This window comes from Streptomyces sp. NBC_00503 (assembly GCF_036346895.1).
GTDB lineage: Bacteria > Actinomycetota > Actinomycetes > Streptomycetales > Streptomycetaceae > Streptomyces.
Window position 1 is genome coordinate 5,088,736 of sequence record NZ_CP107855.1, and the last position, 17,674, is coordinate 5,106,409.

Below are 17,674 nucleotides of genomic sequence, written 5' to 3' on the forward strand. Positions count from 1 at the left end.
GCCCGAACGATTGAAGAACGGCGAGGTAAGTCCGCCATGAACTCACGCCAGCGCCGCGGCGTCATCCTGCTGATCCTGTCGGTCCTGTGCGCCCTCGCCGCCTTCGGTGGGGTCCTGGTGCTGATCGGCGACGTCAACTCCAAGGTGGGGGCCGAGGTCGTCGCGTACCGGGTCAAGGGCGACATCGCCCCGTACACCCCGCTGGCGGCAGGCCAGTTCGAGCAGGTCTCGGTTCCCAAGCGGTGGCTGTCGGACACCGCCGTCACCGACCTCGGCCAGCTCAAGGACAAGATGGCGCTCACCGCCCTGAAACAGGGCTCGCTGCTCCAGAGCGACATGTTCGTCGACCGGCCCAAGCTCCAGGCCGGCGAACAGGAGATCGCCATCATGATCGACGCGTCCACCGGCGTGGCGGGCAAGATCACCCCCGGCGCCAAGGTCAACATCCTGGGCACCTTCAAGGGCAAGAAGCCGACCGACCCCGACGTGGCCGTGGTCATGGTGGCCAACGCCCGCGTCATCAACGTCGGCCGGCTCACGCCCCTGGACAAGGACAGCGACAAGAAGGGCCCGGCCGAGGCCGTCCCGATCACCTTCGCCCTGTCCACCAAGGACACCGAGCGCGTCGCGTACGCCGAGTCCTTCGCGGAGCACGTGCGCCTGGCCCTGGTGGCCCCCGGCACCGACTCGACGCCCAGCCCGAGCGACCACTTCTACACCCTCGAAGGGGACAGGTGAGGTGCGGATGACCACCCGGATCCTGCCCGCGGTCGGCGATCCCGAAGCCGCCCGCGTCATCGCCACCCTCCTCAGCCAGCTCCCGGGCGCCGAGCCCGCCGCGCCCGTCGCCGATTCCACCTTCCTCCTCGAGATGCTGGGCCGGCTTGCCACCGAGTCGATCGAGGAACTGCCCGAGGTGGTCCTCGTGCACGAGCGGATCGGTCCGCTCCCGGCCCTGGAGCTCATCCGCGAGGTCGCCCTGCGCTTCCCGGCGGTCGGCGTCGTCCTGGTCACCTCGGACGCGAGCCCCGCGCTGTTCTCCGCCGCCATGGACTCGGGCGCGCGCGGCCTGGTCGGCCTGCCGCTGGCCTACGAGGAACTCGCGGCCCGCGTCCAGGCCGCCGCCCAGTGGTCCGTGGGGGTACGCCGCCACCTGGGCCGGGGCCCGGAGCTGCCCACCGGCCCCGGGGGCAAGGTCGTCACGGTCACCGGGGCCAAGGGCGGAGTCGGCGCCACCTTCGCGGCCGTGCAGTTCGCGCTGGCCGCGGCCGCCGCGGGGCGGCGTACCGCCCTGGTCGACATGGACCTCCAGGCGGGCGACGTCGGCTCGTACCTCGACGTGCAGTTCCGGCGCTCCATCGCCGACCTCGCCGGCATCCAGGACATCTCCCCGCGCGTGCTGCAGGACGCCGTCTACGACGACCGCACCGGGCTCGCGCTGCTCCTCGCCCCGGCGGACGGCGAACGGGGCGAGGAGGTCGACGACCGGGCCGCCCGGCACGTGATCGCCGCCTTGCGCGCCCGCTACGAGGTCGTCGTCATCGACTGCGGAACCCAGGTCACCGGAGCCAACGCGGCGGCGGTGGAGACGGCGGACGTGGCGGTGCTGGTCACCACCCCGGACGTGGTCGCGGTCCGGGCGGCCAAGCGGATGGTCCGGATGTGGGAGCGGCTCCAGGTCCGCAAGGCGGAGGACACGGCGATGGTCGTCAACCGCTGGAGCAAGAACACCGAGATCCAGCCCTCCCTGATCGAGAAGATCACCAAGACCCGGGCCGTACGCACGCCGGTGCCGGCCGCCTTCAAGGAACTCCAGGCGGTCGTGGACGCGGGCCGGGTCCAGGACCTGGACAACCGCTCGACGGTGAAGCAGGCGCTGTGGGCGGTGGCCGGGGAACTGGGCCTGCTGACGGCGCCCGACGCTCCGGGTGCGCCAGGGGCCGCCGCGCCCGCCGAGCCCGGCGCGGCCGTGGCCGTACGGGCCTCCGGGCCGGTGGCGAGGCTGCGCGGCGGCGACCGCGGCGCGCTCGGGCCGTGGCTGCGGCGCGGCCGGGAGGGCTGAGCGGTGCGGGGGCCGCTGCCGCGGAGACGGGGTCGCCAGGGTTGGGGTGACCGGGGCCAGGTGGCCGTCGAGTTCGTCGGTACCGTGCCGCTGATCCTGCTGCTCGTCGCGGCGGTGTGGGAGTGCGTGCTGATCGGCTACGCCTTCTCGCTGGCCGGGAACGCGGCGGACGAGGCGGCGCGGGCCGGGGCGGTGAAGGGGGCGGCGGAGTGCAGGACCGCGGCGGGCAAGTACATCGGCGGAGCCTGGAACATGTCCGTGGACTGCGGTGCGTCGGGGGACCTCTACAAGGCCACCGTCACGCTCAACATCCCCGTGCTGTACCCCGGACTCGGCTTCGGCTCGATCGACGGCACGGCCGGCGCGGCGATGGAGAGGGAGTCACCATGAACCGCAGAAGTCGGGAGCGCTCCGACCGGGGCCAAGTGGCCATCGAGTACATCGGCTTCGTCCCCATCCTGCTCTTCGTCGCGCTGTGCGCCATCCAGCTGGGCTGGGTCGCGTACGTCCACCAGCAGGCCGAGACGGCCGCGCGGACGGCGGCCCGCGTCGAGGCCCACACGGGCTCGGGCGGAGCGGCCGCCGGTCAGGCGGCCGTCCGGGAGGGGCTGGGTGCCGACATCAGCGTGACCAAGAACGCCGACACCGTCACCGCACGGGTGACCATCAAGATCAACTCGATCATCCCCGGGCTCAACCCCGACCCGGCGACGGCCACCGCCGTCATGCCCAACGACGACCCGAAGGGACCCTGACCATGAGCCTGCGTTCCCGGGTCAACACGCCCGACGACCGCCACAGCCCCCGCGAGGACGGCCGGCTGGTCTCCTCGTACCGCGCCAAGCTGCTGGAGGAGATCGACCTCGCGGAGATGTCCGCGCTCGCGCCCGCGGAGCGCCGGGCGCGCCTGGAGCGCGTACTGGGCCACATCATCAGCCGCGAGGGCCCGGTCCTGTCCACCGCCGAGCGCGCCCAGCTGATCCGCCGGGTCGTCGACGAGGCGCTGGGCCTCGGCGTGCTCGAACCGCTCCTCGAAGACCCGACCATCTCCGAGATCATGGTCAACGGGCCCGACCAGATCTTCGTGGAGCGCTCCGGCCGCGTGGAGCAGCTCCCGCTGCGCTTCGCCTCGCACGACCAGCTGATGCAGACCATCGAGCGCATCGTCTCCACCGTCAACCGCCGTGTGGACGAGGCAAATCCGATGGTCGACGCCCGCCTGCCCAGCGGCGAGCGCGTCAACGTCATCATCCCGCCGCTGTCCCTGACCGGCGCCACGCTCACGATCCGCCGCTTCCCCCGGGCCTTCACCCTGCACGAGATGGTCGGCCTGGGCTCCCTGGACGAGCACATGCTCCTGCTGCTGTCGGGGCTGGTGGCGGCCAAGATGAACGTGATCGTCTCCGGCGCCACCGGTACCGGCAAGACCACCCTCCTCAACGCCCTCTCCGGCCTGATTCCGGAGGGCGAGCGGATCATCACCATCGAGGACTCCGCCGAACTCCAGCTCCAGCAGGCGCACGTGATCCGCCTCGAATCCCGCCCGGCGAACGTGGAGGGCAAGGGCCGGATCACCATCCGCGACCTCGTCCGCAACTCCCTGCGCATGCGCCCCGACCGCATCATCGTCGGCGAGGTCCGCGGCGGCGAGACCCTCGACATGCTCCAGGCGATGTCCACGGGCCACGACGGCTCCCTGGCCACCGTCCACGCCAACAGCTCGGAGGACGCCCTGATGCGCCTCCAGACCCTCGCCTCCATGTCGGAGGTGGAGATCCCCTTCGAGGCGCTCCAGGACCAGATCAACAGCGCCGTCAACGTCGTCGTCCAGCTGACCCGCTTCGGCGACGGCACGCGCCGCATCACCGAGATCTCCATCCTCGACTCGCACGGCCGCGAACCGTTCCGGATCATCCCGGTCTGCCGCTTCGTCCCCCAGCCGATGGGCGCGGACACCCGCGTCCAGGGCTACTTCGCCTACTACCCCCTGCCGCGCCGCATCGCGGACCGCCTCTACATGAACAGCCAGCCGATCCCGCAGGCCTTCGGCGTGGCCCTGCCCGAAGACCCACTCACGTCCGACATCACCCTGTCGCGCAGGATCGGCGGGCCCGCCCTGTGAACCCGTACGTCTCCCTCACCCTCGGCGCCACCCTGCTCTCCTGCCTGTTCGTGATCTGGGGTGTCCACGCCTACTCCAAGGGCCGCGCCCAGCGCGCCGCCCTCATCGACCGGCTCTCGGCGAGCGGAGCCCCCGAGCCGCTCGGCCGCGTACGCCGCTTCCGCTCCCTGGACCGCAGGCTGCGGCGCACGCGGCTCGGCAAGCGCATCGAGATCAAGCTGGCGACCACCGGACTGGACGTGACCCCGGGGGAGTTCTTCGCCTACATGCTCGCCTCCATCGCGGCCGTCTGGCTCCTGGCCGCCTCCCTCCTGGCCCCCTTCTTCGGCCCGGTCGCGGGCGCCATCGGCCTCTGGTCGGCCAACGCCTTCCTCACCTGGCAGCGCACCCGCCGCACCGAACGCTTCATCAGCCAACTCCCCGAACTGGCCCGCATCCTGGCCAACGCCACCCAGGCCGGCCTGGCCCTGCGCACGGCCATCGGCATCGCGGCGGAGGAGCTGGAGGCCCCGGCAGGCGAGGAGTTGACCCGCGTCGCCGACCGCCTCGCCATCGGCCACTCCATCGAGGAGTCGCTGAGCGAGCTCACCGAACGCCTTCCCTCCCGCGAACTGGTCGTCCTGGTCTCCACCCTGGTCCTGTCGGCGCGGGCGGGCGGCGCGATCGTGGGCAGCCTGCGCAACCTCACCGTCACCCTGGAACAGCGCAAGGAGACCCGGCGCGAGGTCCGCACCCAGCTCTCCCAGGTGACGGCGACGGCGTACCTGGTCCCGGCGATCGGGCTCGGCTCGCTCCTCCTGGTGAACGCGATGATGCCGGGCGCCCTGGACCGCATGACGGGCGCCTTCATCGGTCAGACGGCGGTCCTGGTGTCGATCGGCCTCTTCACCCTGGGCTTCGTCCTCATCCGCCGTATGTCGAAGATCGACGTGTGAGGAGCCTGAAACCGTGATCGCACTGCTCCTGGCCGTCGTCGTGGGCATCTCCGTCTTCGGGATCTTCCACGGCGTCCGCCTCTACCGCGCCGATGCCAAACTCCCCACCGACCTCGCCCTGGCCCTGGAGGTCGGCGCCACCCGTACGACGGCCGTCGGCTCGGCCGTCGACCGGATGGGCATCCGCTACGCGCCCCTGGTCCTGCGCCTGATGGGCCCCGCCCGGGTGGCGCGCAAACGCCGCCAGATCGACTCGGCGGGCAACCCGGCGGGCCTCACGATCGACCGCTACGCGGCCCGCCGCGCCGTGTACGGGTTCCTGGGCGCCCTCGGCGCCTTCGCGATGCTGCTCAACGGCCAACTGGTCCCGGCCCTCCTCATGGTGGCCTTCGGGCTGTTCTGGATCGAGGCCGGCCTGTGGTCGGCCGTCCGCGTTCGCCGCGACCACATCGAGCGGACGCTCCCGGACTTCCTGGACGTCCTCGCGGTCGTCGTCAGCGCGGGCCTCGGCTTCCGCCAGGCCCTGGCCCGCGTGGCCGACAAGTACGAGGGCCCGTGGGCCGATGAAATCCGCATCACCCTCCAGCAGATGGACATGGGAGTCAGCCGCCGCCAGGCCTTCGACGAGCTGCGCCGCCGCAACGACTCCGAGCAGGTGGCACAGTTCGTCACCGCCCTCCAGCAGGGCGAGGAACTGGGCTCCCCGATCGTGGAGACCCTGATCGCGATCGCCGAGGACATGCGGCGCACGGATGCGCAGAACGCCCGCCGGCGGGCGGCCCGGGCGGTCCCGAAGGCCACGTTCGCCGTCACGACGTTCATGCTGCCGGGCACGCTGATCCTGCTGGTGTGCGGGTTCGTCTACGGCGCGAACGTCGACTTCGGCGCACTGTTCGGGGGCGGGTGACCACGATGGCGGTACTGGACTACGCGCTGCCCACGCCCACGGCCCGGCCTCCCTCCCCGACCCTCCAGGTGAACGCGCTCCGAGCGCTGTGCCGCCAGGTCTTCGCGTTCCGCTTGGCGATGATCGCCCTGGGCGCACCACTGGCCCTGGCCCGGACAGCACCCGGAGCCCCGACCTACCTGGTCGCCGGCTCGATCGTCCTCACCTTCATGCTGTCCTACGCCCTCTTCCGCGACTGGGAACGCTTCGGCCCCCTCCTCCTCCGGCACCGCTGGCTCCTGGCGGCGGACATGGCCCTCAGCGCCCTCCTCCTCATCACAGCCACCCCCGAATCCCCCCTCGGCTTCGTCTCCCTGTGCACCCCTCTCCTGGCCGGACTGGTCTACGGGTGGCGCGGCTCGGCGGTCTACGCGGCCGTCCAGGCGGTCGCGGTGGCTGCACTGGCGCACACGCTGGTCCTGCCCGCGCTCTGCCTCCTGGCCGGAGCCGCGGGATCCTGCCTGCGCGACCTCCTCTTCCGCTTCGGCACCGCCAGCCAGGCCCTGACCGAGACCCGGGCCCGCCTGGCCGTCACCGAAGCCATCCGCGCGGAGCGCGACCACCTGGCCCGGGAGATGCACGACTCGGTGTCGAAGACCCTGCACGGCCTGGCCCTGACGGCGGACGCCCTGGCCCGCACCACCGACCCGGCGACGCTCCGCCGCCAGGCGGAAGCCCTGTCGGCGGCCGCCCGTACCGCCGCCGCGGAGTCACGAGCCCTGCTGACGGACCTCCGGCGCGACCTGGACACCCCCGGGGTGTCACTGCTCCCGGAACTCCGCCGCCTGACGGACGGCGCGGAACTCCGCACGACGGGAGTCCTCCCGGTGGTCCCGGCCGCGGTGGCCCGACATCTGCTGGGGGTGGCTTCGGAGGCCCTGGAGAACACCCGCCGCCACGCGGGACCCGCGCGTGTCTCGGTCTCCCTGGCCGCCGACCCCACCCACCTCACCCTCACCGTCGAGGACGACGGCCGAGGCCTCGGTTGCGGGGCCGCTGCGGACCTCCCCTCACTCGCCCGCGACGGCCACTTCGGGCTGCTCGGCATGACGGAACGCGCGGCCGCGATCGGCGCCCGCCTGCACGTCGGACCCGGCCCGGGCGGCGTGGGCTGCCGGGTCCGGGTGGAGTTGCCCCTGGCAGCACTGGACGGCGGTGCGTGATGCCCGTGCTGCGCGTCCTCATCGCGGACGACAACCCGGTGGTCCGAGCCGGCCTGACCGCCCTCCTCGCTGCGACGGAGGGCATCGAGGTGGTGGCCGAGGCCACGGACGGCCGCGAGGCCCTGCGCCTGACCCGACTGCACGCCCCGGAGGTCGTCCTGCTGGACGTCCGGATGCCGGGGGTCGACGGCATCTCGGCCCTGCCCCATCTCGTTCGGCTGGCCCCGGTCCTGATGCTCACCTACAGCCGGGAGTCGGAAATCGTCCGCGAGGCGCTGCTCCTGGGCGCGGGCGGCTACCTGGTCCACGGGGAGTTCACCCCCGATGACCTCATCCGAGCCGTCCGGGACGTCCGCGAAGGCCGCCCCCATTTCACGCCATCGGCGGCGAGTACGTTGCTCGCGGAACTCCGAACCTCTTCGCAACCGCAACGAACTGTGGCACAGTCTTCTGAGCGTCTGCACAACTCGGTTGTCTTCGGGCTCAGTTCGCGGGAGGTGGAGGTCATGGAGCTCATCGCGTCGGGGATGAACAACCAGCAGATCGCCGCCACGTGCTTCATCAGCGAGAAGACGGTCAAGAACCACATCAACCGCATCTTCGCCAAGCTCCAGAGCACGACCCGCAGCGAGGCGATAGCGCGCTGGCTGGGAACGGCCCGTCCAGGGGTGAGTGGCCATGGGTAGACGGAGTGCGCAGTGGGTCCGTAATTGGGCCCCGGGACCCTTGGTAACGAGAGGTAACTCGGCGTACCGTCCGCAAGCCACTAGCGGCACCGGCCCGGGAGGGAACCCTCATGTCACACAACTCGCTGATGAAAGCGTCCGTCGAGGCCAAGATCCGGCTCAGCGGATGGACGGACACGACGGTGACACGGATCCGCAAGCGCTACGCGAACGTCGATCGGGGTCAGACCGCGTTCGAATACCTGGGCATCATCCTGGTGGTCGTGGTGATCATCGGCGCGATCATCGGTACGGGTATCGGGCAGCTCATCACCAACCGGATCGCTGCAGCTGTCGCCGCTGTCACTGCCGGACACTGATGGAAGCAAGGCCGAGCGATCGCGGGCAGGCCTTCCCCGTCTATATCGTGGCGGTGGCGGGCCTGCTCTTTGCGGCGCTGGCCTTCTTCGTCGTCGGCATGGCCGGCGCTACGCGCAGCGATGCCCAGAAGGCCGCTGACGCGTCGGCCCTCGCGGCGGCCCGTGAAGCGAGGGACGGGGTCTTCGGAGATCTCAAGCTGCCGGATCTCAAGCCGGCGGATTGGGAGAAGATCCTCAACGGGCAGGCCTTCGATGCGAGGGATGCCTGCGCGGAGGCCGAGAGATTTGCCGAGATGAACGACGCAACAGCCAATTGCGTTGCCTCCCTTCCGAAGGTCAGCGTTTCCGTGACGACCGACGGAACGGTCGGAAAGTCCGTGATCCCTGGAACCGATGCAGTCCACGGCAAAGCCAGGGCGACGGCAGTGATCAAGCCGCTCTGCTCCCTGGAGTCAGCTCCCGTGACGGCTCCATCCCCTGCTCCCACCGATGGCAGTGTGGAGGAGCCCGAGTCGATCAGCATCAAGTGCTCCGGTGAATCACCATTCAAGCTAGACCCCCAGAATCCGGGGCAGTTGTCCAAGCTGGCGAGGCGTCTCTTCAGCGTGCGGCTGGTCACATGAAAATGAGCGAGAGAAGGAAGCGGTATAGATGAACACTCGGCGCACGGTGAAGATCCGCGGGGGAGCGGCTGTCGCGGTTCTGGCGGCCTTGGCGCTCACGGTGGCCGGATGTAGCACTGGTAGTGACGACAAGCCCAAGGCTAAAGAGAGCCCGAAAGCGTCGACGCCTCAGGGCGATGGAACTGCGGCGCCCACCACCAGTAACAGCCCCAAGCCTGCGCCGACCGAGATTCTCGGGACGGTGAACGGTGAGGGCGGCGTGGTTTTGACCGTCAATTCCGCAGTCCGCGATGCTGGCGGGTTCCTCACCGTCAGCGGCCAGCTCAAGAACACATCCGCTCAGCCCTTCACGAGTGTTGCAGCTTGGCGTGGCAACGAGCTGAACAACAACAGTGGAGCGTCGGTTGCGGGCGTCACGCTTGTCGACAAGGGAGCCAAGAAGAGGTACTACGTACTGCGCGACACAGAGGGCAGGTGTCTGTGCACGACGGGTCTGACCATGATCGACGCTGGGCAATCGGTGCCGTTCTTCGCGCAGTTCCCTGCTCCGCCGGCATCCACCACTGAGGTCGATTTCACGCTCCCCACCTTCGCCACGGCCACCGTCAAACTCTCCGGGTGACCCCATGACAAACCGACACCGCATTACCGCCGCCACGGCAGTCGCCGGGCTCGTCATCGCAGGCGCCCACCTCATCGGTGCGACGAGCGCCTATGCAGACAACCCCGCACCCTCCGTACCCCCCGGAACGGAACCGTCCGCCGCTGCCCCTGTGTCCATCGACCCCAACGCCCCAGGCCTCAAGATGCCACAAGGCGGCACTCTCGCCCCCGCCAAGATCCTGGACATCGCCGAGGTGGTCGAGGATCTCGGAGGGGAGCAGCGGCGGCAGGAGACGAATCAGACCGTCATGATGGCGCTGCAGTCCGAGGTGATGTTCCCGGAGGACAGTGCGATCTTCAACGCCCAGGCGGCCGCGCGGATACAGGCCATCGCGCAGGAGATCAACACGCAGAAGGCCACCCGTGTCCGCGTCTTCGGTTTCACGGACGACCAGGGCAGCTACGAGCACGGCAAGGAGCTTTCGAAGAAGCGCGCCGACGCCGTACAAGCAGAGCTGGCGAAGACCGTGACGAACCCCAGTGTCGTCTTCGACGTGCGCGGCTACAGCGAGGACTACCCGATCGCTGACAACGGCACCGAGGAAGGCCGCAAGAAGAACCGCCGGGTCGAGATCACCTTCCCGCGCGGCTCCGACGGCCAGTAGGCGGACTCGGCCTGCAGAGCAAAACCGGCGGTCGCCGTCGACGGATGTGATGTCGACTGCGACCGCCGGTAGAGGCCGTGTGGAGAGCCCCGAACCCGCCCTCACCGCTTCGGATCTGCACGTGGTGATGTGCCGTGTGTTGTGCACTGTTACTTGTGTGCCGTGCTGAGCTGCACTGTGAGTGGGGAATCGAACCCCTGCGTTGCTCTTCACACACCAAGAGGTGGGTCGGAAAAACCGCCGGCCCTCGGGTTGTGCTCGCCTCCGAAGCGACTACCTGCTCCACATGGCCATGGCCCCGGCCTGCCGGACCGTTCAGTCCAGCAGGTCGGCTTCCCAGTTCGTGCGCTGGATGCGCACGTCGAGTTCGCGGATCTCTCGTGCGAGGACGTCCGCCCGGCTGCGCAGTTCCGCGACCGGTAGGGCTGCGAGGGTCACCAGTTCCGAGCGCAGCTGGCGCCCGTAGCCCCGTTCGCCCGTACCCGCCGCCGCGTCCGCTGCTGCGGTGATCACCGAGTGGCGGAGGCGGAGTACGTCCCTGCGTGCGAGTGCGTCGGTGAGGGTGCCGTCCTGGCCCATGTCGATGGTGGCGTTGGTGCGGTTGATCCGCCGGATCAGGGACTCCAGGGTGTCCATCGCCTCGCCGGCGTCGGCCAGCAGCTGTGCGGCGTCCTCGGCGGGCGGTTCGCCCTCCTGGTACCGCGCGTTGCTGACTACGCGCGCCCGCAGTTGTTCCACGCGCCGCGTCGTGTCCTTGCGTTCCGCAAGTGCCTCGGCAAGCTTCACCGGTACCACCTCCTGTTCCTCGTCCGTCGTACGTCTCGCAGCAGTGTACGGATGTGAACGCGTGCGGGCCCGTCCCTTTTTCGGGGTCAGGCGGGGAGGTCTCCGGTGGTGGCGTTGATGGCCAGTAGGCCGTTTTCGTTGGTGACGTAGACCAGGCCGTTGGCGATGAGCGGGGCGTTCCACATGTTTTGGGCGTGGATCCGGGCGCCGGTTCGGGCGGTCCATTTCTGGAAGCCGTCGGTCGCGTCGAGGGCGTAGACGGTTCCGTACATGTCCTCCAGGTCGGCCACGTAGACCCTTCCGTCCACCACGGTCGGTGTCGAGGGGATGAAGGGGCCGTTGATGTCGTAGGTCCATTTCTTGGCGCCGGTCTTCGCGTCCAGCGCGTGGAGGGCCTTGTCGCCGCCGCCGACGTAGACGGTGTCCCCGGCGACGACCGGGGGTGACGGCCGGAACCAGGGGTCGGCGCCCGCCTCGCGCTTGAGGGGCACGGACCATCTTTTGGCGCCCGTCGCGGTGTCCACGGCGTAGAGGGTGTCGTCATTGGCGGTGGCGAAGACGAGGCCGTCGGCCACCGCGGGGGTCTTGAAGTACAGGCCCCCCTCGCGGAACGCCCACTTCTTGCGGCCGTCCACCGTGGACAGGGCGTACAGGCCCGGTTCCGTGCCTGCGACGCCGATGTAGACCGTTTCCTCGGCCACGGTCGGAGCGCAGAAGACCTTGTCTCCCGTGGGGAAGTTCCAGAACTCCATGCCGGCGTTGGCGTCGACGGCGTAGATCTTTCCGTCCTTGCTGCCGAAGAAGACCCTTCCCTTGCTCACGGCGAGCCTGCCGGGGATGAAGTCCCCGGCGGCGAACACCCACCTCTCGCTGCCGCTGCGCCCGTGGACCTTCCCGTCGGAGTCGGCGAAGAACAGCATGCCTTCGGCCGCCGTGAGTTCGCCCACCTCCTTCGTTACGGCGACCTGCGCCTGTTCCGCTCCGGTGAGTGCGTCCAGACCGTAGATCGTGTGGCCGTCGGTGAAGCGGAGGGTGCCGGCCGACAGGACCGGGGGCGTCGGCAGGACGGTCTTCGCTTCGAAGCGCCAGCCGCGCGGTCCGGGACTCGGCTTCCCGCCCGAGGGAGCCCCGGTGTTGCTGCCCGGTCCGGCGGAGGGCGTGCCGTGGTTGCCGTCCCGGGAGAGCAGCGCGGCCGTGGTGCCGGTCGCCGCCAGCGCGGCCGCGCCCAGGCCGAGCCACAACGCCCGTCTACGGGAGGGGTGTCGGGGCTCCTGGCCCTCTTCGGCCGTCGCTACGGGGTCTGCGGCCATCGCCGTGGCGATGGGACGCGGGGGCCCGGGCGGGGGCGCCGCAGCCGTCTCGGTGGGCAGGCTGTGGAGGGGGTCGGGTGAGGGGCCGAAGCCCGGCGGGGGCTCCGCGGGCAGGTCGTCGGGTGCGCCGAGGGCGGCCGGGGGAGGGGATGCGGGGGCTACGGGCTCCGCGGCCGGGACGGCGGCCAGGGCGCGCAGGGCGTCGTGGACCTCGGACGCGGAGGCCGGGCGGTCCCGGGGGGACTTCGCCAGGAGGCTCAGGACCAGGGCGTCGAGTGCGGGCGGGACGTCCGGGCGGAGCGTGCCGGGTGCGGCGGGGGCCTTGTTGAGGTGGGCGGTCATCATCGCCACCGGCCCAGTGGCCTCGAACGGCGTGCTGCCGGTGAGGAGTTCGTGCAGGACGCAGCCGAACGCGTACAGGTCCGAGCGGGCGTCACCGCTCTGCTCGTCGAAGCGTTCGGGCGCCATGTAGGCGAGCGTGCCCATGACCTTGCTGGACTTGTCGCTGGCCGCCATGTAGCGGGCGATCCCGAAGTCCAGGATCTTGATCTCGCCGCCCGTGGTGAGCATCAGGTTGGCGGGTTTGAGGTCGCGGTGCACGATGCCGGCCGCGTGCGCGGCGGCCAGCGCGGCCGCGCCCTGGGCGGCCCACCCGACCGCGTCCGCGACCGGGGGAGGGCCGTCCTGGCGCAGTACCGCCGCCAGGTCCCGGCCCTCGATGTACTCCATGACCAGGAACAGCGTCCCGTCGGCCGGGTCCTGGCCCATGTCGTGGACGGTGACGACGCCGCGGTGGTTGAGGCCGCCCGCGGTGCGCGCCTCGCGGAAGAACAACTCGGCGCCGCTGGGGTCGCCTTGGTTGTGGGGCAGTAGTTTGACCGCGACGTGGCGGCCGATCACCCGGTCCCGGCCCGCCCAGACCTCCCCCATGCCGCCCCGGCCCACGAATGCCGCCAGTTCGTACCGGCCCGCAAGAACGCGCACAGCCACTCTCTCCCGTCCCCCCAGGACACTCCGCCCCACCTGGCGAACGTGCCCCATTGAACCCCGACGGGCGCCCGGCACCTACAGCAGGTGATCGGCCTTGCCGGCCTTGATGTCCCGGATCAGCTGTTGCAGGGCCTCGCGGCTGTCGGTGAGGTACGTGTCCTCCTGGCCGGAGAGGGCGATGTAGCTGTTGCCGTCCCCGTCCACCCCGATCCGGTAGCAGTTGTTTCCCTCGCCGCAGAAGGCTTCTTCCCAGCTGATGTCGGCCATCGGTGGCTCCTCAGAGTTGGCTGGCGACCGCGTGGATGAAATCGCGGGACGCGTCGGGGGACAGTGCGTGCTTGTCCATCCAGTCGATGTGGGACCGGTACTTGGCGAGCTGCGCCTCGGTGTGTGTGAACTCCGGTCCGTGCGCGGAGTCGAGCTGCACGGTGTCGAGCTGACTCACGACGCCCTCGGCGTAGAGCATCGCGTGCCCGGCGCCCGGGAACGCGCCCGTTTCAACGGTCAGGACGCGGAGCGTGAGGTTGTCCCGCTCCGAGACCTCGCACAGGTGCTCCAGCTGTTCCCGTGTGGCCCGGCGGCCGCCGAACTGCATGCGCAACGCGGCTTCGTGCACGTAGGCGTCGTAGGGCCGGGCGTCGTCGCCCTCGAGCACCTGCTGTCGCTGCAGGCGGTGCGCCACGCGCAGTTCGACTTCGTGCGTCGGGAGCGCGGGGAGTACGGAGCCGAATACGGCGCGGGCGTAGGCGCTCTGGTGGAGCAGCCCCGGGAGGTGGACGGTCTGCACCGAGAAGAGGCGGGTCGCGTGCCACTCCAGCTCGGAAATGTCGAGGAGGCCGGGCGGGATCGTGCTGCGGTACGCCTCCCACCAGCCGCGCTCCCGAGGCTGTGTCAGCGTTCCCAGTTTGTCGACGTAAGCCTTGTCGCCCACGCCGCAGTGCGCGGCCAGGGTGCGCAGGCGGTCCTCGCTGACCGCCCGAAGTCCCTGTTCGATGGACGACAGTTGGGAGCGGCTGACGTTCAGTACGGCGGCTGCCGACTCGGCGGAGACATCTGCCGCGACGCGCATCCTGCGCAGCTCCGCGCCCACACGTCGCTGGCGCTCCGTTGGGGAGGTCCTGGCTGTCATGTGTGCAGTCTGCCGGTTCGCGATGGCCATTGACGACGGCGGGGTAATTTTTCTAGTCAGGGGCGCAATTGCGCCCCGGCTCCGCTACATTCAGTAATGCGCCGCTCACGCAAGGGAGTTGAAGTGCACCGCCCCGCCATGCGATCCCGCATGCCCCGGCGGCAGGCCACTACCCCCGCCGCGGGAGCAACGACCGTCATCCACGTCACGACGTAGGGAGTCCGTCATGCCCAGCCCCTTCACGCCGCTGCCCGCCACCCACTTCGCCGTCTGCCCGACGGCCCCGGCTCCGGCCGCTGATGGCGAACCGCCCTCCCCTGACGGGCTGGCGTGCAGCCTGACCCTGCCGGGGGAGCCGTGCAGCTCGCAGATCGCGCGCAGCACCGTACGGTCCGCCCTGCACGCCCACCGGCTCGATCCGCTCGCGCCCGCCGCCGTGCAGGTCGCCGGGGAACTTGTCGCTGCCGCTTGGTACTTGGACCCGGGGCGGAGCCTGTACCTGTCCGTGCGCCACCGCGACGGCTTCCTCCGGCTCACCGCCTACGACGGCCACGTCCCCCACACCCACCCCCGCCTCGCCGCCCACTGCGAGGCACGCCGCCGGGGTGCGCTGCGGGTGATGTCGGCGGTGGTCAAGGACTGCGGCGGGTCGTGGGGCTTCGGGGAATCGCGCGAGCCGGGTGGCGGGACGCGGACCTGGGCGAGTCTGCCGGTGGCGGGGGCCGCCGGGTACCTCGCCTCCTGAGGGCCGCGAACGGGGGCGTTGGGCCTGTGTGCCACGTCATATCCCGGCGCCTTTGACTGTTGGCTGCGATCTTGACAGCTTGGCCGACCCTTTCGGTCACGCGCAGCGTGACCCGGACATCCGGAGACCCACGTGAAGAAAGCGTTAGTTCCGGCCCTGGCGGCGTTCGCCGCCCACCACAAGAGCCCCGCGGTGGCCGTCTTCGCGCACAACTGGAACGGCTTCGGCTACTACGGCCTCATGAACGAGGTCTCGGCGGCCATCAACAACCTCGCCCAGTCCGGGGCCTTCGTGGCCGTCTCGGAAGGCAATCCGATGGACGCCGACTGGCTCTTCCCGGCCGCCAACCAGCGGTACGCGGTCGAGAACCCGCCCGCCAACGCCAGTCAGGCCCTCGTGGTGATGGGCACGATGCCCGACGACACCACCGTCGGCGCGGTCACCGACAACCCGCTCGAGGACGCGGGCAACACGAACACGTTCACCCCGAACCGGCTGCTGAACACCGGCGGGCTGTAGTCATGCGCAGAGGACGTATCAGCAGGGAGCAGTTGATGCGCAACTTCGCGTCGGCGCTGGCCGCATGCATGGAGGGGCGGGGGGTGCGTACCCACACGGAACTGGACATGACCACCGAGAACGCGCTGTGGGCCATCGCACGCGCCCGCCCCGAGCCCCCGGACGAACTCGTGGCCGCGGCCTACCGCGCCTTCGCGGGACAGCTCGACGGGACCAACGCGGTGGCGGAGCGGGAGGCGTTCGTCCAGAAGCTGATCCAGCGGGGGATGAGCGAGGAGATCGCCCGCGAGTTTGGGCGGGGGTCCAAGCGGGGCGGCTGACCCCCGCCAGGAAACGACTTCGGTGCGCACCGGGGCTTGGAGCCCGGTGCGCACCGAAGGGGGAATCAGGCCTGGTCAGGCCTGGTAGGCCTGGTCAGGTCAGCAGGTGGGGATGCGGTTCAGGTTCTCGGCGTAGCGGGCGGCGATCCAGCCGCGGCCGTCGGCGAGCTTGTACCAGAGGGAGTTGCCCGCGACCTCGGTGCCGTTGGTCTTGCACATCACCTGGACCTCGGTGCCGTGCTTGATCACGCCGGTCTTGCCGTAGTTCGTGCCGGGGCCGGAGCGGATGTGCAGCTTGTCGCCGACGATGCGGGCGGTCGGCTTGCCGTGCGTGTTGCCGCCGCCGTGGTCCTTGCCGCCATGGTCCTTGCCACCGTGGTCCTTGCCGCCGTGGTCCTTACCGCCGTGGTCCTTGCCGCACTTGCACTTGCCGGGCTTGCCCTGGTCGCCCTTCGGGCCCTTGGGCCCCTGGTCGCCCTTCGGTCCGCCGGGTCCGCGGTCGCCCTTCGGGCCCTGGTCACCCTTGGGACCCTGGTCGCCCTTCGGTCCGCCCGGACCGCGAGTTCCCGTAGGTCCGGCCGGGCCCGTGTCGCCGCGGTCGCCCTTGTCGCCCTTCGGGCCTCCGGCCGGGCCGGTGTCGCCCTTCGGGCCCTGGGGTCCGCCCGGACCGCGCGATCCCGTCGGTCCCGCCGGGCCGGTGTTGCCCGTGTCGCCGCGGTCGCCCTTGTCTCCCTTGTCGCCCTTCGGGCCGCCCGCCGGACCCTGGTCGCCCTTCGGGCCGGCCGGACCGGTGTCGCCCTTCGGACCCTGGGGGCCGCCGCTGGGACCCTGGTCGCCCTTGGGGCCGGTGGGCCCGGTGTCACCCTTGTCGCCCTTCGGGCCCTTGTGGCCCTGGGGACCCTTCGGCCCGTGGTCGCCCTTCTCCCCGCGTTCGCCCTTCTCGCCGCGGTCCCCCCGGTCGCCGCGCTCGCCCTTCTCGCCGCGCTCGCCCCGGTCTCCCTTGTCTCCCTTGTCGCCTTGGTCGCCCTTGTCGCCCTTGGGTCCCGGCTTGCCGTGGTGGCCGGGCTTGCCCTCGTGGCCCTCGTGGCCCGGCTTCCCGTCGTGCCCGTCGTGCCCGTCGTGCCCGTCGTCGCCCTTGGGGCCCGTCACCGGGGTGGACACCGCGTACAGGCCCGGCGAGGAGTCGCTCCCGGCCGCCCACTCGCCGCCGTCGAGGGTCGTGCCCTCGGGTGCGTCCGCGTCCACCCGTACGAGTACGCCCAGCCGGGTGTCGCTGTCCGCCGGGAAGGCGAAGCCCGCGCGGGTCCCGGCGTCGCAGGTCAGCTGGCGGGCGTCGCCGGAGCGCGTGCAGGGGGCTCCGGCGCGGTCGCCGTTCCAGTAGAAGCGGGCCTCGGGGAAGGTCGTCCGCTCCGGCGCGGTGATACGGAAGCTGCTGCTGAGCGCCCGATCGCCATCGGTCTCCGCCACGATCACCACGCGGCCGGTCTTGCCCGCGGCGATCGAGGGGACGTACGGCTGGGAGAACCGGATGTGCGGCGAGCCGGCGGCGAAGGCCGGCGCGACCGGCAGCAGGCAGGACGCGGTGACGGCCGCGACTACCAGGGCGGCCGACGTGCAGCGGGAAGCAGACAAGGGTGTTTCCTCCGCGAGGAAAGGCGACGGAACCGGCATGTAACCGCCGAATGCGGTCTACCGGTGGACAAAAGGCCCG

Annotated in this window: 21 protein-coding genes; 16 read left to right on the forward strand and 5 right to left on the reverse strand. The window is 70.6% G+C overall.

Going from position 1 to position 17,674, the window contains the following annotated elements:
* Nucleotides 1-36 precede the first annotated feature (36 nt).
* The 13 genes from cpaB (at nucleotide 37) to OG490_RS23795 (ending at nucleotide 10,164) form a co-directional block, all read left to right on the forward strand.
* Nucleotides 37-738, forward strand: coding sequence for a Flp pilus assembly protein CpaB (gene cpaB / locus OG490_RS23735; RefSeq protein WP_330298295.1), 702 nt, complete (start codon nucleotides 37-39; stop codon nucleotides 736-738).
* Between the two features lie 7 nt (nucleotides 739-745).
* Nucleotides 746-2,062, forward strand: a complete 1,317-nt coding sequence (locus OG490_RS23740) for an AAA family ATPase (RefSeq protein WP_330298296.1) — start codon at nucleotides 746-748, stop codon at nucleotides 2,060-2,062.
* Between the two features lie 60 nt (nucleotides 2,063-2,122).
* Nucleotides 2,123-2,452 (forward strand): TadE/TadG family type IV pilus assembly protein, encoded by a 330-nt coding sequence (locus tag OG490_RS23745; protein ID WP_330298297.1) that lies wholly within the window; start codon nucleotides 2,123-2,125, stop codon nucleotides 2,450-2,452.
* The gene (locus OG490_RS23750) at nucleotides 2,449-2,817 is read left to right on the forward strand and encodes a TadE/TadG family type IV pilus assembly protein (protein WP_330298298.1); all 369 of its coding nucleotides are present in this window, start codon (nucleotides 2,449-2,451) and stop codon (nucleotides 2,815-2,817) included. The genes OG490_RS23745 and OG490_RS23750 overlap by 4 nt, the downstream gene beginning before the upstream one ends.
* A 2-nt stretch (nucleotides 2,818-2,819) precedes the next feature.
* Nucleotides 2,820-4,184 (forward strand): CpaF family protein, encoded by a 1,365-nt coding sequence (locus tag OG490_RS23755; RefSeq protein ID WP_330298299.1) that lies wholly within the window; start codon nucleotides 2,820-2,822, stop codon nucleotides 4,182-4,184.
* Complete coding sequence (locus OG490_RS23760; RefSeq protein WP_330298300.1) at nucleotides 4,181-5,119, forward strand: type II secretion system F family protein; 939 nt, start codon at nucleotides 4,181-4,183, stop codon at nucleotides 5,117-5,119. Before OG490_RS23755 ends, OG490_RS23760 begins: the two co-directional genes overlap by 4 nt.
* Nucleotides 5,120-5,135: 16 nt before the next feature.
* Nucleotides 5,136-6,026: a DUF5936 domain-containing protein gene (locus OG490_RS23765; protein WP_330301032.1), complete on the forward strand. Its 891-nt coding sequence runs from the start codon at nucleotides 5,136-5,138 to the stop codon at nucleotides 6,024-6,026.
* Nucleotides 6,027-6,031: 5 nt separating this feature from the next.
* Entirely contained in the window at nucleotides 6,032-7,228 is a 1,197-nt protein-coding gene (locus OG490_RS23770) for a sensor histidine kinase (protein ID WP_330298301.1), read from the forward strand.
* Nucleotides 7,228-7,914 carry a response regulator transcription factor gene (locus OG490_RS23775; protein WP_330298302.1) on the forward strand — a complete coding sequence of 229 codons (687 nt, stop codon included), beginning with the start codon at nucleotides 7,228-7,230 and terminating at the stop codon, nucleotides 7,912-7,914. Before OG490_RS23770 ends, OG490_RS23775 begins: the two co-directional genes overlap by 1 nt.
* Before the next feature lie 128 nt (nucleotides 7,915-8,042).
* Complete coding sequence (locus OG490_RS23780; RefSeq protein WP_330298303.1) at nucleotides 8,043-8,273, forward strand: hypothetical protein; 231 nt, start codon at nucleotides 8,043-8,045, stop codon at nucleotides 8,271-8,273.
* Nucleotides 8,273-8,896 carry a pilus assembly protein TadG-related protein gene (locus tag OG490_RS23785; protein ID WP_330298304.1) on the forward strand — a complete coding sequence of 208 codons (624 nt, stop codon included), beginning with the start codon at nucleotides 8,273-8,275 and terminating at the stop codon, nucleotides 8,894-8,896. The genes OG490_RS23780 and OG490_RS23785 overlap by 1 nt, the downstream gene beginning before the upstream one ends.
* A gap of 28 nt (nucleotides 8,897-8,924) precedes the next feature.
* Nucleotides 8,925-9,518 (forward strand): hypothetical protein, encoded by a 594-nt coding sequence (locus OG490_RS23790; RefSeq protein WP_330298305.1) that lies wholly within the window; start codon nucleotides 8,925-8,927, stop codon nucleotides 9,516-9,518.
* A gap of 4 nt (nucleotides 9,519-9,522) precedes the next feature.
* Nucleotides 9,523-10,164, forward strand: coding sequence for an OmpA family protein (locus tag OG490_RS23795; RefSeq protein WP_330298306.1), 642 nt, complete (start codon nucleotides 9,523-9,525; stop codon nucleotides 10,162-10,164).
* 315 nt (nucleotides 10,165-10,479) lie between these two features.
* Here the strand turns inward: OG490_RS23795 and OG490_RS23800 are convergent, their stop codons facing one another.
* The 4 genes from OG490_RS23800 to OG490_RS23815 form a co-directional block, all read right to left on the reverse strand.
* Nucleotides 10,480-10,950 carry a DIP1984 family protein gene (locus tag OG490_RS23800; protein ID WP_330298307.1) on the reverse strand — a complete coding sequence of 157 codons (471 nt, stop codon included), beginning with the start codon at nucleotides 10,948-10,950 and terminating at the stop codon, nucleotides 10,480-10,482.
* 86 nt (nucleotides 10,951-11,036) lie between these two features.
* Nucleotides 11,037-13,244, reverse strand: a complete 2,208-nt coding sequence (locus tag OG490_RS23805) for a serine/threonine-protein kinase (protein ID WP_330298308.1) — start codon at nucleotides 13,242-13,244, stop codon at nucleotides 11,037-11,039.
* 81 nt (nucleotides 13,245-13,325) lie between these two features.
* Entirely contained in the window at nucleotides 13,326-13,517 is a 192-nt protein-coding gene (locus tag OG490_RS23810; protein WP_330298309.1) for a hypothetical protein, read from the reverse strand.
* Nucleotides 13,518-13,527: 10 nt separating this feature from the next.
* Nucleotides 13,528-14,379, reverse strand: a complete 852-nt coding sequence (locus OG490_RS23815; protein ID WP_330298310.1) for a helix-turn-helix domain-containing protein — start codon at nucleotides 14,377-14,379, stop codon at nucleotides 13,528-13,530.
* A 226-nt stretch (nucleotides 14,380-14,605) separates the two neighbouring features.
* Here OG490_RS23815 and OG490_RS23820 point away from each other — a divergent pair, with 226 nt between their 5' ends.
* From OG490_RS23820 to OG490_RS23830, 3 genes are all read left to right on the forward strand, one after another.
* Nucleotides 14,606-15,124: an ATP-binding protein gene (locus OG490_RS23820; protein WP_330298311.1), complete on the forward strand. Its 519-nt coding sequence runs from the start codon at nucleotides 14,606-14,608 to the stop codon at nucleotides 15,122-15,124.
* A 132-nt stretch (nucleotides 15,125-15,256) separates the two neighbouring features.
* Nucleotides 15,257-15,643: a hypothetical protein gene (locus OG490_RS23825; RefSeq protein ID WP_330298312.1), complete on the forward strand. Its 387-nt coding sequence runs from the start codon at nucleotides 15,257-15,259 to the stop codon at nucleotides 15,641-15,643.
* Nucleotides 15,644-15,678: 35 nt separating this feature from the next.
* A complete protein-coding gene (locus tag OG490_RS23830; protein ID WP_330298313.1) occupies nucleotides 15,679-15,963 on the forward strand; it encodes a hypothetical protein in 285 nt (94 codons plus the stop codon).
* Between the two features lie 99 nt (nucleotides 15,964-16,062).
* Here OG490_RS23830 and OG490_RS23835 read toward each other — a convergent pair whose 3' ends face one another.
* On the reverse strand, nucleotides 16,063-17,595 hold the full coding sequence (locus OG490_RS23835; protein ID WP_330298314.1) for an SH3 domain-containing protein: 1,533 nt from the start codon (nucleotides 17,593-17,595) through the stop codon (nucleotides 16,063-16,065).
* Nucleotides 17,596-17,674: the final 79 nt, after the last annotated feature.

Coding starts and splice junctions, on each gene's coding strand:
- cpaB (WP_330298295.1), top strand. CDS start 37: ATGAACTCACGCCAGCGCCGCGGCGTCATCCTGCTGATCCTGTCGGTC.
- OG490_RS23740 (WP_330298296.1), top strand. CDS start 746: ATGACCACCCGGATCCTGCCCGCGGTCGGCGATCCCGAAGCCGCCCGC.
- OG490_RS23750 (WP_330298298.1), top strand. CDS start 2,449: ATGAACCGCAGAAGTCGGGAGCGCTCCGACCGGGGCCAAGTGGCCATC.
- OG490_RS23755 (WP_330298299.1), top strand. CDS start 2,820: ATGAGCCTGCGTTCCCGGGTCAACACGCCCGACGACCGCCACAGCCCC.
- OG490_RS23770 (WP_330298301.1), top strand. CDS start 6,032: ATGGCGGTACTGGACTACGCGCTGCCCACGCCCACGGCCCGGCCTCCC.
- OG490_RS23775 (WP_330298302.1), top strand. CDS start 7,228: ATGCCCGTGCTGCGCGTCCTCATCGCGGACGACAACCCGGTGGTCCGA.
- OG490_RS23780 (WP_330298303.1), top strand. CDS start 8,043: ATGAAAGCGTCCGTCGAGGCCAAGATCCGGCTCAGCGGATGGACGGAC.
- OG490_RS23785 (WP_330298304.1), top strand. CDS start 8,273: ATGGAAGCAAGGCCGAGCGATCGCGGGCAGGCCTTCCCCGTCTATATC.
- OG490_RS23790 (WP_330298305.1), top strand. CDS start 8,925: ATGAACACTCGGCGCACGGTGAAGATCCGCGGGGGAGCGGCTGTCGCG.
- OG490_RS23795 (WP_330298306.1), top strand. CDS start 9,523: ATGACAAACCGACACCGCATTACCGCCGCCACGGCAGTCGCCGGGCTC.
- OG490_RS23810 (WP_330298309.1), bottom strand. CDS start 13,517: ATGGCCGACATCAGCTGGGAAGAAGCCTTCTGCGGCGAGGGAAACAAC.
- OG490_RS23815 (WP_330298310.1), bottom strand. CDS start 14,379: ATGACAGCCAGGACCTCCCCAACGGAGCGCCAGCGACGTGTGGGCGCG.
- OG490_RS23820 (WP_330298311.1), top strand. CDS start 14,606: ATGCCCAGCCCCTTCACGCCGCTGCCCGCCACCCACTTCGCCGTCTGC.
- OG490_RS23830 (WP_330298313.1), top strand. CDS start 15,679: ATGCGCAACTTCGCGTCGGCGCTGGCCGCATGCATGGAGGGGCGGGGG.